The organism is Budvicia diplopodorum, from assembly GCF_009800925.1.
Classification (GTDB): domain Bacteria; phylum Pseudomonadota; class Gammaproteobacteria; order Enterobacterales; family Enterobacteriaceae; genus Budvicia; species Budvicia diplopodorum.
Window position 1 is genome coordinate 45,000 of sequence record NZ_WOYF01000015.1, and the last position, 12,223, is coordinate 57,222.

The window sequence follows — 12,223 nt, forward strand, 5'->3', positions numbered from 1 at the left end:
ATTCGCTCAGAAATATAACCACGAATATACCGTCTATTTTCCCCTTGCCGTTTTATATCAGGCAAGGGGCTAGCGACTATTTGCCCAAATACCCCAGACGGCGGGAAATCAGTGAGCAGGCTTGGCCAAGCTCGTCGTTGACTTCGTCAATTTTGCGCAGCATACGATGGGTAGGCCCCGCAACGCTCAGCGCGCCAATCACCGCTCCGGTGTAATTGAAAATAGGGCGCGCAACGCAGGTGAGTCCTTCTTCATTCTCTTCGTCATCCAGCGAATAGCCCTTCAGGCGAATATCTGCCAGCGTTTCATACAGCGTCACCCGATCAACAATGGTCTTTTCAGTAAACGGCGTTAGCGGCTCTTTGAGTACCCGGTCAATCTCTTCCAGCGGCTGAAAAGCCAGTAACGATTTGCCAATGCCGGTACACCAGGCGGGAAAACGCGAACCGAGTTTAGCGTTGGTCTGAATGGAAAGCGTGCCTTCACTCTTGTACAGATACACCACATAGCCGTTGTTGTAGACCCCCAAAAAGCAGGTTTCCGACGTTTTGCTGGAGAGCGTTTTCAGGTAAGGAATGGAGACCTCCACCAGATTGACGTTCATTAAGCCTTTAATGCCCAGCTCAAGGCTTTTGAGATCTAAATGATAACGCTCGGTGCCGCTATCCTGCATGACGTATTGCCGTTCTTTCAGGGTGTCGAGGGTACGGAATGCCGTGGTCTTCGCAATCCCAGTTCTTTTGACCAGTTCTCCCAGCGATATGCCTTCGGAATGATCGCCAATCTCTTCCAGAATGGTTAATACCTTGTCAATGCTGGAGGAATTCAAATTATCGCCGCTTGACATTCCGTCATCTCCGCTAAAAAAAAAGTTTACGTATTGTAACCAGAATACTATGAAGGGCAAAAAACTTTTATTTTTATTAAGTTATAGTCCAATCACACCAGAATCTCCTCTTCAACGCAGCATATTAACCGCTTCTTCTACATAACCACTCTGTGAGTTACTTCACCTATTTAATAAAAATGGAATGACATTCCTATAATGGATCAATATCCTCTAATTATCGGAATGATATTCCATATATTATCTTTTGTTAAGGAAACAGCATGTTTATTGTCACCATTGATTCCGGTACAACGAATACGCGGGTGAGAGTTTGGAAGAACAAGAAGGTTATCGCTGAAGCCGGTGAATCGGTGGGCTTACGCGACACGGCCAGAACGGGAAATCGCGCTACGCTAACCGCCGGAGTTAAACTGGCGTTGGATCGTGCACTGGCGCAGGTCGAAGGCTGCACCGTTGAGCAGTGTGTCATGGTGGCTTCAGGGATGATCACCGCTGAAGCCGGTCTGTGTCCGATTCCCCATCTGCATGCCCCCATTTCTCTTGGTGAACTGGCGCAGGGCGCCATCGCCTGCGACATTCCGGAGATCTCCCCACAGCCCGTCTGGTTCATCCCCGGTATCAAAAATGCGGTCACCGATGTGACGGCGGATAACCTCGACGCGATGGACGTGATGCGGGGCGAAGAAGTGGAAACTTTTGGGCTGCTGGCGTTACATGATATTCGCGGCCCGGCGCTGATTGTTCTACCCGGTTCACACTCAAAGTTTATCCGAGTGGATGAACAGCAACGCATTATCAGCAGCGCCACCACCATGGCGGGGGAACTGCTGGATGTACTGACCCATCAGACCATTCTGGCCAATTCACTCGATAGCCAGTTCGCGACTGAGCTAGACGGTGAATATCTGCAAAAAGGTGCGGCCTCTTGCCACGAAGTCGGGTTTGCCCGCAGCTGCTTCTCCGTACGGCTGTTAGATCTCTTTACCACGGCCTCTCACAACCAGAAAGCCAGCTATCTGCTGGGTGCTACGCTTTGCTCCGACATACAGGCCATGAAGCACAGTCGGGCGCTAAACCTGACGCCGGACACCCCGATATATATCAGCGGCAAAGCCATTCTGACGCAGGCGCTGGTAGCCCTGATTAATGCCGATCCCTTTTTCACCGCCAACGTTGTGCTGATAGACGAAGACAAACATCGTCCACTGTCCGGCGTTGGGGCTATTACCGTTATTGAGCAAAGAGTGGGCCAGCTAGATGCATGCTGCCCGTCGAATCTTCGCGCTGTTACACAGGGAAACTGATATGAATGAGGCCAAAACAATGCCGCTCGTTGCCATCCTGCGCGGCATTACTACCGATGAAGTTGATACTCATATTCCGCTGCTGATTGAAGCCGGTTTCAGAACAATCGAGATCCCGCTCAATTCCCCCGAGTGGGAAAAAAGCATCGCCCGGGCGGTAAAAAACTATGGCAAACAGGCCACTATCGGTGCGGGCACGGTACTGGATGTCGAAAGCGTAAACCGCTTGGCAAAGATAGGCTGTCGGTTAATCGTCACGCCCAATACCAACCCTGAGGTGATTCGACAAGCGCTATACCACCAGATGCAAGTGCTGCCCGGCTGCGCTACCGCGACCGAAGCGTTTAGCGCTATTGCCGCCGGCGCTTTGCAAATAAAACTGTTTCCGGCCAACCAGTTCGGCCCGGGATACGTTCAGGCGCTAAGGTCTGTCTTGCCGCTGCACATCGCAGTTTACGCCGTTGGCGGCATCACGCCGGATTCTCTACCACATTATCTCAAGGCTGGCTGTGCGGGCGTCGGGCTGGGTAGCGACCTCTACAAAGCGGGACAATCGCCTGAACAAACCAGAGAACGAGCTAGGGCGTTTATTGCGTCGTACCAGTCTTTTGCTGCTGCCCATTACGCATAATCTATAAAGGAGCAAGTATGAAAGCCGATTATCTGTTCAGGAACGCCACCGTTATTGATGGTTCCGGCTATGCCGAATATATCGCCGATGTGGCGATAAAAGGGGATCGGATTATCCGCATCGCCCCAACGATTACTGAAGAAGCCGAAACGGTGATCGACTGCACTAACCTTGTGCTGTCACCAGGATTTATTGATGTTCATACCCATGACGATTTGATCGTGGTTAAGCGCCCGGAATATGTTGAAAAAACCTCGCAGGGCGTCACCAGTATTATTGTCGGTAACTGCGGCATCAGCGCCGTCTGCGCGGTTTTAAAAGATGAAGTTCCCGATCCTATCAACCTGCTGGGCGAGCTTGACGAGTTTCACTATCCCGATCTGGCAAGCTATCGCGACAAAATAGATAGCGTTACCCCTTCGGTGAATGTTGCCACGCTGATCGGGCACACCACGCTACGTAATAACTGCGTTGACTCACTGCTCGAACCGGCTAACGCCGCCAACGTTAAGCAGATGCAACAGGTACTGCGTAAGGCGTTGGAACAGGGCGCGCTGGGGCTAAGTACCGGCCTGTCTTATGGCAATGCTATCAACTCCTCAACCGAAGAGATTTGCGCGCTGGCAGAACTGCTGGCTGAGTTTCAGGGTATCTACACCACCCATATGCGCACCGAGTACGACGGCATTATCGATGCCATGCAGGAAGCTTTTCACGTTGGGCGCCACGCCAAAGTGCCGGTACAGATTTCCCATCACAAATGCGCCGGTGCCAAAAACTGGGGGCGTACGGTGGAAACGCTGGCACTGATCGAAAAGTATCAGCAAAACCAGGATATCAACTGCGACCTCTACCCCTATCGGGCTGGTTCTTCCAACCTCGATCTGAAGCAGGTGACAGAAGACTACGACATTCTCATTACCTGGTCGACGCCGCATCCTGACATGGCCGGCAAAAAGCTTCAGGAGATTGCCGCAGACTGGGCGGTAGACGTTCACGAGGCGGCAAGCCGTTTGGTACCCGCTGGCGCTATTTACTTCCAGATGCATGAAGACGATGTGCGCCGAGTGCTACAGCACGCCAGCTCAATGATCGGCTCCGACGGGCTGCCCTGCGATCCCAATCCGCACCCGCGTCTGTGGGGTACTTTCCCACGGGTACTCGGCTACTACAGCCGGGATGAAAAGCTGTTCCCGCTCACTACCGCAGTACACAAGATGACTGGCATGTCTGCCAAGCGCTTTGCCCTGCAGGACCGGGGACTAATTAAAGAAGGTCACTTCGCCGACCTGGTTGTTTTTGATCCGAATAAGGTCAACGAAGCAGGCACCTTCCAGAATCCGAAACAAAAGGCAGAAGGCATTGAGCATGTCTTTGTTAACGGCGTACTGACCTATAGCCAGAAACAGATGACTGGCAAGCGGTCGGGTAGGTTTTTAAGTAAAAACAATAATGTAGATCCTAAATAATACAATTCAGAGGACACCATGATTAAACGATACGGAATAGAAGGTACCAAAGGAACCGGTGGGCAGGCATTGCCTTTTGCTAAAGCGGTCGCCGCCGACGGCTGGCTGTACGTTTCTGGCCAGACGCCAATGATCGATGGAGAAATCATCGACGGCGGCATTATTGCGCAGTCAACGCAGGCGATACAAAACTGTCTCGACATTATGACCAAAGCAGGATTTGGCAAAGAGGACATCGTGCATATGAAGGTCTTCCTGACCGATGCCCGTTACTTCCAATCCTTCAATAAGGTATTCAAAAGCTTTTTTGCCGATCACCCACCGGCCAGAGTGTGCTGCGTGGCCGATCTGGTGGTCGATTGCATGGTGGAAGTGGATCTCACCTGTTTTAACGCCAAATTTAAAAGCTGATACAGCCAAATAGTTCGAGTTGCATCGAGGCGCCAACGAAATGAGTCCTCAGGAGCATAGATAGCTATGCGAACGGGGTGACTGAAGGCCGCCAGCAACGAGGCAACCTGACGTATAGCGGGTCTGTAACGACAATAATTAATAATTAGGTAACAAGGACTTATTATGAAACATAGTAACTTCCTGATGTGGTTTTTGATTTATGCCTTCTGCATGATGGCAGTTGGCTGGTATGTCACCCGTCATCAGAAAACCGGAGAAGATTTTATCCTCGGCGGCAGAAAGCTGCCGATGCTTTTAACCCTAGGCTCCACCGTAGGCACGATGGTGGGTACCGGTTCCAGTATTGGTGCGGTAAGCTTTGGCTACGCCAATGGCTGGGCGGGTATGCTGTATGGTATTGGCGGTGCGACAGGCATTCTGCTGACCGCTTGGCTGTTCGGCCCATTAAGAAATCTACGCTTTATGACCATGAGCGAAGAGGTTTGCTACTACACCGGCGGCAGCCGCATCGTTAAAAATGTCGTGGCACTGCTTATCTTTCTGGCCTCCATTGGCTGGCTGGGCGCGCACATCCTCGGTGGTGGGCTGTATCTGGCTTGGGCGGCGGATATTGATATCAACACGGCTAAGATTATCATTGCCGTCGGCTTTATCTTCTATGTCGGTATCGGTGGCTACAAGGCCGTTTCGTGGATAGATACCTTGCAGTCGATTGTTCTGTTCCTCGGTTTTATCATGCTCGCCGTAATGTCAGTAAGCTATGTGGGTGGCTGGGATGTCGTTGTAGCGAATACCGACCCGAAAGCTTTCACGCTGTTCGGCATTGATAAACTGGGAATGCTACCCGCTATTTCTTTGTCTATCGTTATCGGTATTGGCGTGCTGGCGACACCATCCTACCGCCAGCGTATTTATTCCGCTGCATCACAAAAAGCGGTTCGCCAATCGTTTGTTATTACCGGCCTGCTGTATATGGGCTTCTCTTTCCTGCCGGCTATTATCGGTATGGCGACGCACGTGATGAACCCGGGCCTTGATAACCCAAGCTTTGCGTTCCTGTATGCAACCAACGCCCTGCCTTATGTGCTGGCGATGATTGTACTGATTGCCGGGATGTCCGCCAACCTGTCATCAGGAAGCTCTGACGCCATTGCCGGGGTGTCGATCATCCTGCGCGATCTCTACACTATGGTAACCGGCAAAATGCCACCGCCGGAAAAAGCCATCAACCTATCGCGTATCTTCTTGCTGTGCGTGATCTTCTTGGCGCTGATGTTCGCTCTGACGTCTAATGACATCATCGGCTACATCACCAAGATGATTTCAACGATTATGTCAGGTATGTGTATCACCGTGCTGTTGGGTAAATTCTGGCTGCGCTTTAACTGGCAGGGTTGCATTGCCGCACTGCTGGGCGGTAGCCTGACCTCCCTGAGCGTGATCATGACGCCAGAATGGTCGAAAGCGCTTGGCAACCCGGTTATTCCAGCACTAGCAGCCAGCCTAGTTGCTGCAGTGGTGGTTACGCTGATCACGCCGAAGAACAAACTGTCGCGTGAAGAAGTGCTGAAAATTATCACCGATGAACGTGAAAATACCAGTGCTACTCCTGTTACCACGCCCCTTGCAGCGCCAGCTCGCCGTTAAGGAAAGCTGAATGACCACGATAAAACACCAGCCCCGCGATGCGGGGCATAAATCAGCGCTAATGTTTGCCACTCCAGATGGCAAGGCTAATGTCCTGAATGAGGATGCCTGCTTGCCCGCTGCTGTGATTAAGCTGCAGGCGCTGGACAATAACATTCGCTGGATGCAGCGCTATGCGGACCAGCGCGGCGTCAGCCTTGCGCCACATGGTAAAACCACCATGACTCCTTGGATCTTTCGTAAACAGCAGGAGATTGGCGCATGGGCAATCGGAGTGGGCAGCGCTTGGCAGGCAACGGCGGCGGTAAAAGGCGGCATTAACCGGGTGCTGATGGCCAATCAGCTGGTAGGTAAAGCCAATATGCAGCTGGTGGCTCAGCTTAAACAGGAGTATCCCGAGGCTGATTTCCTGTGCTGTATCGACAGCCTGACCAACGCCCAAGCGCTCTCAGCATTTTTTAGCGCTCAACGGTTGACGCTAGATGTGCTGATCGAACTGGGCGTATCGGGTGGCCGCTGTGGGTGTCGCACGGTTGATGAGGCACTCGCTCTGGCAGACGCCGTTGCAAAACTACCGGGGCTGAAGCTGCGTGGCTTAGAGCTTTATGAAGGCGTATTGCACGGAGATGGTACCCAAGCGCGGGTAGAAGCCCTGTTGAGAGATGCCGCCGGGCTGGCTTGCCGCATGGCATGTTACGTCGACGGAGAATTTCTTCTTACCGGCGCGGGAACCGTCTGGTATGACGTGGTATGCAACATCTGGCTGGCAGTGGAAAAACCCCCTCAGTGCCGCATCGCCATTCGCCCCGGCTGCTATATTACCCATGACAACGGTATCTATCAGCAGGCGCAAAATGAACTGATGGCCCGCGATAGCATTGCCTGCGATCTGGGCGGCGATCTAACCGCTGCGCTGGAGCTGGTAGCGATGGTACAGTCGGTACCAGAACCGGGCCGTGCGATTGTCAATTTTGGCAAGCGTGACAGCGCATTTGACGCCGGGCTCCCGCAGCCCATCGCCCACTACCGGGCCGGTAACGCGCTGGTGCTGGAAGAGGGTTCCATCACCAGCGTGGGCATCATGGATCAACACTGCATGCTGCAACTGGCCCCAAACGGCGACGTTCAGGTGGGAGACATTCTGGTATTTGGCACCTCCCACCCGTGCCTCACGTTCGATAAATGGAAAACCCTGCTGTTAGTGGATGATGATTACAACGTTCTGGAGATGCTGGAAACGGCATTTTAATCGATAGCCTGTAGGTCAAAGACACCGCTGCGTTTGTGGCGGTGTTTTTTTTGGTTTTGGGTTCGTATTCGCGAACGTTCAGTTATCTATTGAACTGGTTTTCATCATCGGTTCTTCTCCTGCTGGCTGCCAAAACTCACTGGCTAACTCATATTTTGCTCTATATATCAGAATACTAGAGCAATACACGCGAAAATAATCTCGGTTCGTTCCTTAAGTACGATTCCTTTTAAGCGTCGTAGTATTGTAATGACATTGGCGTTACGCACGTGTATGCTTAATATTCAGTAATACATTGAGGATCCCATCATGCCAGCGACTAATAGCCTTTCCCTGAAGCGTGAAACATTAAACCTACGCATCAAGCCCGCCGAGCGCGATCTGATCGATCGCGCAGCGAAAGCCCGCGGGAAAAACCGCACGGACTTTGTGCTGGATGCGGCTCGTGCAGCTGCCGAAGACGCATTAATCGAGCAACGTATCATTATGGCTGATCCGCAAGCGTATCAAGAGTTTCTGACCCGGCTGGATCAGGCTCCTACACCGAATGCTGCGCTGCGTAAAACCATGCAAACCCCTGCGCCGTGGGAACATAAAAAATGATTTCTGCTCCTGATCCACTCCATGCCGGGCATAATCTCAGCTCGTTTTGCTGCGGGGTGGACTCTATGGATAACTGGCTGAAACAGCGGGCGATGAGAAATCAGGTCACTGGTGCATCCCGTACCTTTGTCTGCTGCGACGGAAACTCAGGCGTATTAACGTATTACTCGCTGGCGTCCAGTGCGGTAACGACAATCACCGCTCCCGGACGCTTTCGCCGCAATATGCCCGACCCGATCCCGGTAGTGGTATTGGGGCGACTGGCGGTGGATACATCACTGCACGGGCAGGGCATTGGGCGAGCGCTGGTGCGGGATGCCGGACTGCGCGTGATTCAGGTCGCGGAAACTATTGGGATTCGCGGGATGCTGGTTCATGCGTTGTCTGATGAAGCTCGGGAATTTTATCTGCGGGTGGGGTTTGAGCCGTCGCCGATGGATCCGATGATGCTGATGGTGACGTTGGAGGATTTGGTGGGGAGTGTTTAAATTTATTGAACTCTCCGCTTAGTTGCCGTGTCGTTTTTCAGTACAAGACAGGCTCATTCATTATCTGCTAGCCGTCTTCCCTTCTTTACTATAAGTACGTATATAAGCGTTGTTTTTGCTAAGATAATTATGTAATCTGCTTTATATAGGCAAAAAGTACCCTTATAAGGGTACTTTATGTAGAGATATATCAATGGATAAACTCACAGCAATCAACAGACTGGATGAATTCAGCCGTAACGGGCGTTACGTTTTTCATTTGCGCGACTTCGATAAACTGTTCCCGGACGAATCGGAGCGGGCGTTGAAAGCCTCTATTAATCGTCTGGTTGGAAGCCATATTCTGATACGTGCGGCCTATGGCGTTTATATTTACAATCGGGCGGCACCGGATAGCTTTATCCTTGAACATATTGCTAAAACTCTGCGCCGGGGAGAGTACAGCTATGTCAGTCTGGAATCGGCTCTGTCGCAGTATGGGGTAATTTCGCAGATCCCGATTGATCGCCTGACCATCATGACAACCGGGCGAAGCGGCGAATATAAAACCCCGTGGGGAGTGATTGAATTAACCCACACCGCACGTTCTGTCGGCGATATCCTGACCGGCACAATTGAAACAAAATCCCCCCTTCGGCTTGCCAACAAAGAAACGGCGGTCAGAGACTTACGCCGTGTGGGCCGTAACACTCACCTTATTGATAATGCGGAGCTGAAAAATGTCTAAACGTGTGGATTTTGACACGCTGGTAACGGAGGCAATCCGGCAAAATGGGCTGGCGGCGTTACGACCTGTGGTGGAAAAAGAGCTGCTGCATTACGACATTTTATTCTGTTTATCAGAGGCCGGATTGTTGAGAACCCTAACGTTTCAGGGCGGAACGTCACTCCGGCTGTGCTACAACTCAAACCGTTTCAGTGAAGATCTGGACTTCGCCGGTAGAATCGAATTTTGCGCGGCCGATCTGGCGGAAATGAAAGAGTGTATTGAGCGCTATCTCGGAGATCGGTACGGGCTGGAAGTGACGGTTAAAGAACCAAAGGAACTGCGTAATGAGCCTGAATACGCTGAAGTGAGCGTTGATAAATGGCAGATTTCGGTAACAACAGCGCCTGAACGACGAGACATCCCGCGACAGCGCATTAAGATTGAAGTGGTCAATGTTCCTGCTTATACGCGAGCCGTTAGGCAGTTGGTGCGTAATTATTCCGTATTACCGGATGGTTACAGCGACACACTGATTAATGTTGAAACGCTGGAAGAAGTGATGGCAGACAAACTGGTCGCTTTTCCTGCATCAACGAAGTATATCCGTTATCGGGACATGTGGGATTTGGTATGGCTTAAGCAACAAGGCGCGAAGATGAATGCGCAACTGGTGAGCAAAAAGTTAGCGGATTACAGAATTGATAATTTCAGCAAAAAGCTCCAGACACGCATTGATTCCTTGCCAACGATTATCTCTGGCGGTCACTTTCATCAGGAAATGAAACGGTTTATTCCTGCGGCTGTTTATGAAACGTCTCTGGCGAAAGAAGGGTTCTCATTATTTCTGCAGGATACGTTGACGGAACTGTTAACGCAGTTGAAAAGGGAGCTTTATGAGGGCGGTGATGAGGTTGATTCGTTTATTTTGTAGAAATATCAAATCAATACCATGAATAATTCAAGTTGCCGGACAAAAAGGTCAGAATTCTTTTGGCATCGCAAAGCACCAGCGCGGCTCAACGCACCGACAGCCTGAAGTATGACGGGTATAGTTTGCGAGCCATCCCGCAAACAACAAAATACCCTGACAAATTCCCTTGCCGTTAATGACTGCCAACGGTAGCATGTCCTCGCGCCTGAAAAATCAGGCACCGGGCTTGACCTCCTGAAATACCATACCGGCGACACACGACGCGCCAGCGTCTTTTTTTGTGTCGTGCGCTCAGTTACACTGTTCTACGGTGGGCTGGGCGAGGGCACCGCAAGGTGCGCCGGTTTCCAGTATGGCCGGTAAGGTCAACCTCGTTCAGTCCACCACCCATAAGATTGACCTCTTTGGTGGTGGTTTTAACTACTACATACTGGAGGCTGCCCTTATGGCTACTACCCCAACCCAAATACATTTCTCACAAGACTCCCTGCTGACTCTAGCCTTTGACGCAAGCGACGATTTCACCCAACTGGCCGGATACTGTGAACGACTGGTTGAAAATCTGGTGGAATGCCACAGCCTGCCGGAAAGACTGGCGCTGTGCAGCCGCCTGACCGCCATGCTGACGCTGCTGCAACCCGCGCTGGCCAAACCCATACCGCGCCGTCTGATCGAAAGCCTCACCGTCGATGATATTCCCGAAACGTCTCCCTGCTTTGAGCCTGAAACCGAACTGCTTTGTGACTATTGCCTCACACTGGCGCAGCTGCTGTCCGGTCGCGCATTTCTGCCGGAAATGGAGCAATCGCTTAACGGGCTGCTGTTTGAGCTGGTGTGCTATTTTTCCGATGAGCTAAGAACGCCGCGCTTTGTACGCACGGCAACGGGAGTGAAGCTGATTGATGAGGTGCGGGGGACACGGTGAGACGCTGCTGAGCAATGCGACATGGCCCGAGGTATCGGGCCTTTATCCATCTCTCTTAAAAATGAGCCTTCTCTCTGTTTCTTGGTGATAACTTTAAATACCGGACAACAAGCTCTATCTGTGGTTAAGGCCATATCTCACCCTGTACCTGTAAATCGTAACGGGCAATTTTTCAATCTGGTTCGCAGAATGGCGACAGCCTTATTTTGCATTCACCACATCACCGGAATGCCTCCCGCAATCCCCCAGTTATCCAAATGCACCTCTGAAATAGCTGCGCCATAATCCATATTATAGGTTTACACCTATATATCATTTGGGCTATATTGATAAGGGGAACCCATGTGGTCTATTGAAACAACAGATACGTTTGACGACTGGTTTCGTTCGTTAAACAGCGCGAACCGGGCCAGCGTGCTGGCCGCACTGATTGTTCTGCGGGAAAAAGGTCCGATGTTGTCCAGACCTTATGCCGATACGATCAACGGTTCCTGCTACAGCAACATGAAAGAGTTGCGCATACAAAACCGGGGGGATCCGATACGGGCTTTTTTCGCTTTCGACCCTCGTCGTACCGGCATTCTGCTTTGCGCAGGGAACAAGGTTGGCAATGAAAAACGTTTTTACGATGAAATGCTCCCGTTGGCCGAGCGGGAGTTTACAAATTATTTGAACAACCTGAAAAAGAAGGAGTAACGCTATGGGCAGAACGCTGGAACAGCTCCTTGCGGATGAAAAACCGGAAGTCGTGGCTGAAGCAGAAGTGATGGCTGCAGATATCCTGCTCAATATTCACCTTGCCGAACTGCGTGAAAAAGTGCAGAAAACGCAGGTGGAAATTGCGCAGGCACTGGGTATAAGGCAACCGACCGTCGCCGGGATGGAAAAACCGGGCCGCGATCTGAAGCTTTCCACCCTCAAACGCTACGTTGAGGCAACAGGCGGAAAACTGCGTCTTGACGTCGAACTGCCAGATGGTTCGCACTACGGATTTGCACTGTAA

15 protein-coding genes are annotated in these 12,223 nt (G+C 51.5%); 13 read left to right on the forward strand and 2 right to left on the reverse strand.

Annotated features, from left to right (window positions below; translation table 11 throughout):
• Positions 1-76: 76 nt before the first annotated feature.
• Complete coding sequence (locus GVI43_RS12905; protein ID WP_159567271.1) at positions 77-847, reverse strand: IclR family transcriptional regulator; 771 nt, start codon at positions 845-847, stop codon at positions 77-79.
• A gap of 263 nt (positions 848-1,110) precedes the next feature.
• On the opposite strand from GVI43_RS12905, the gene GVI43_RS12910 reads away from it, so the two are divergent.
• From GVI43_RS12910 to GVI43_RS12955, 10 genes are all read left to right on the forward strand, one after another.
• A complete protein-coding gene (locus tag GVI43_RS12910) occupies positions 1,111-2,154 on the forward strand; it encodes a 2-dehydro-3-deoxygalactonokinase (protein WP_159567272.1) in 1,044 nt (347 codons plus the stop codon).
• Between the two features lies 1 nt (position 2,155).
• Complete coding sequence (locus GVI43_RS12915; RefSeq protein WP_159567273.1) at positions 2,156-2,785, forward strand: 2-dehydro-3-deoxy-6-phosphogalactonate aldolase; 630 nt, start codon at positions 2,156-2,158, stop codon at positions 2,783-2,785.
• A 17-nt stretch (positions 2,786-2,802) separates the two neighbouring features.
• On the forward strand, positions 2,803-4,254 hold the full coding sequence (locus GVI43_RS12920) for an N-acyl-D-amino-acid deacylase family protein (RefSeq protein WP_159567274.1): 1,452 nt from the start codon (positions 2,803-2,805) through the stop codon (positions 4,252-4,254).
• 18 nt (positions 4,255-4,272) lie between these two features.
• Complete coding sequence (locus GVI43_RS12925) at positions 4,273-4,665, forward strand: RidA family protein (RefSeq protein WP_159567275.1); 393 nt, start codon at positions 4,273-4,275, stop codon at positions 4,663-4,665.
• A gap of 165 nt (positions 4,666-4,830) precedes the next feature.
• A complete protein-coding gene (locus GVI43_RS12930) occupies positions 4,831-6,315 on the forward strand; it encodes a sodium:solute symporter family protein (RefSeq protein ID WP_159567276.1) in 1,485 nt (494 codons plus the stop codon).
• A gap of 10 nt (positions 6,316-6,325) precedes the next feature.
• On the forward strand, positions 6,326-7,564 hold the full coding sequence (locus tag GVI43_RS12935) for an amino acid deaminase (protein WP_159567277.1): 1,239 nt from the start codon (positions 6,326-6,328) through the stop codon (positions 7,562-7,564).
• A gap of 309 nt (positions 7,565-7,873) precedes the next feature.
• Positions 7,874-8,167 (forward strand): type II toxin-antitoxin system TacA family antitoxin, encoded by a 294-nt coding sequence (locus GVI43_RS12940; protein WP_159567278.1) that lies wholly within the window; start codon positions 7,874-7,876, stop codon positions 8,165-8,167.
• Positions 8,164-8,655, forward strand: a complete 492-nt coding sequence (locus tag GVI43_RS12945; RefSeq protein WP_159567279.1) for a GNAT family N-acetyltransferase — start codon at positions 8,164-8,166, stop codon at positions 8,653-8,655. The genes GVI43_RS12940 and GVI43_RS12945 overlap by 4 nt, the downstream gene beginning before the upstream one ends.
• A gap of 193 nt (positions 8,656-8,848) precedes the next feature.
• A complete protein-coding gene (abiEi, locus tag GVI43_RS12950) occupies positions 8,849-9,382 on the forward strand; it encodes a type IV toxin-antitoxin system AbiEi family antitoxin (protein WP_159567280.1) in 534 nt (177 codons plus the stop codon).
• Positions 9,375-10,295: a nucleotidyl transferase AbiEii/AbiGii toxin family protein gene (locus GVI43_RS12955; protein WP_159567281.1), complete on the forward strand. Its 921-nt coding sequence runs from the start codon at positions 9,375-9,377 to the stop codon at positions 10,293-10,295. The genes abiEi and GVI43_RS12955 overlap by 8 nt, the downstream gene beginning before the upstream one ends.
• 48 nt (positions 10,296-10,343) lie before the next feature.
• Here the strand turns inward: GVI43_RS12955 and GVI43_RS12960 are convergent, their stop codons facing one another.
• Positions 10,344-10,490 carry a hypothetical protein gene (locus tag GVI43_RS12960; protein ID WP_159567282.1) on the reverse strand — a complete coding sequence of 49 codons (147 nt, stop codon included), beginning with the start codon at positions 10,488-10,490 and terminating at the stop codon, positions 10,344-10,346.
• 49 nt (positions 10,491-10,539) lie between these two features.
• Here GVI43_RS12960 and GVI43_RS12965 point away from each other — a divergent pair, with 49 nt between their 5' ends.
• From GVI43_RS12965 to GVI43_RS12975, 3 genes are all read left to right on the forward strand, one after another.
• Entirely contained in the window at positions 10,540-11,220 is a 681-nt protein-coding gene (locus tag GVI43_RS12965; RefSeq protein ID WP_159567320.1) for an ash family protein, read from the forward strand.
• A 342-nt stretch (positions 11,221-11,562) separates the two neighbouring features.
• Positions 11,563-11,916 (forward strand): type II toxin-antitoxin system RelE/ParE family toxin, encoded by a 354-nt coding sequence (locus GVI43_RS12970; RefSeq protein ID WP_159567283.1) that lies wholly within the window; start codon positions 11,563-11,565, stop codon positions 11,914-11,916.
• 4 nt (positions 11,917-11,920) lie between these two features.
• Entirely contained in the window at positions 11,921-12,223 is a 303-nt protein-coding gene (locus tag GVI43_RS12975) for a helix-turn-helix domain-containing protein (protein ID WP_159567284.1), read from the forward strand.

What these genes read in the sequence shown, in the direction of transcription:
- GVI43_RS12915 (WP_159567273.1), top strand. Translation starts at nt 2,156, where the DNA reads ATGAATGAGGCCAAAACAATGCCGCTCGTTGCCATCCTGCGCGGCATT.
- GVI43_RS12910 (WP_159567272.1), top strand. Translation starts at nt 1,111, where the DNA reads ATGTTTATTGTCACCATTGATTCCGGTACAACGAATACGCGGGTGAGA.
- GVI43_RS12975 (WP_159567284.1), top strand. Translation starts at nt 11,921, where the DNA reads ATGGGCAGAACGCTGGAACAGCTCCTTGCGGATGAAAAACCGGAAGTC.
- GVI43_RS12945 (WP_159567279.1), top strand. Translation starts at nt 8,164, where the DNA reads ATGATTTCTGCTCCTGATCCACTCCATGCCGGGCATAATCTCAGCTCG.
- GVI43_RS12970 (WP_159567283.1), top strand. Translation starts at nt 11,563, where the DNA reads ATGTGGTCTATTGAAACAACAGATACGTTTGACGACTGGTTTCGTTCG.
- GVI43_RS12940 (WP_159567278.1), top strand. Translation starts at nt 7,874, where the DNA reads ATGCCAGCGACTAATAGCCTTTCCCTGAAGCGTGAAACATTAAACCTA.
- GVI43_RS12935 (WP_159567277.1), top strand. Translation starts at nt 6,326, where the DNA reads ATGACCACGATAAAACACCAGCCCCGCGATGCGGGGCATAAATCAGCG.
- GVI43_RS12955 (WP_159567281.1), top strand. Translation starts at nt 9,375, where the DNA reads ATGTCTAAACGTGTGGATTTTGACACGCTGGTAACGGAGGCAATCCGG.
- abiEi (WP_159567280.1), top strand. Translation starts at nt 8,849, where the DNA reads ATGGATAAACTCACAGCAATCAACAGACTGGATGAATTCAGCCGTAAC.
- GVI43_RS12905 (WP_159567271.1), bottom strand. Translation starts at nt 847, where the DNA reads ATGTCAAGCGGCGATAATTTGAATTCCTCCAGCATTGACAAGGTATTA.
- GVI43_RS12960 (WP_159567282.1), bottom strand. Translation starts at nt 10,490, where the DNA reads ATGCTACCGTTGGCAGTCATTAACGGCAAGGGAATTTGTCAGGGTATT.
- GVI43_RS12920 (WP_159567274.1), top strand. Translation starts at nt 2,803, where the DNA reads ATGAAAGCCGATTATCTGTTCAGGAACGCCACCGTTATTGATGGTTCC.
- GVI43_RS12930 (WP_159567276.1), top strand. Translation starts at nt 4,831, where the DNA reads ATGAAACATAGTAACTTCCTGATGTGGTTTTTGATTTATGCCTTCTGC.
- GVI43_RS12925 (WP_159567275.1), top strand. Translation starts at nt 4,273, where the DNA reads ATGATTAAACGATACGGAATAGAAGGTACCAAAGGAACCGGTGGGCAG.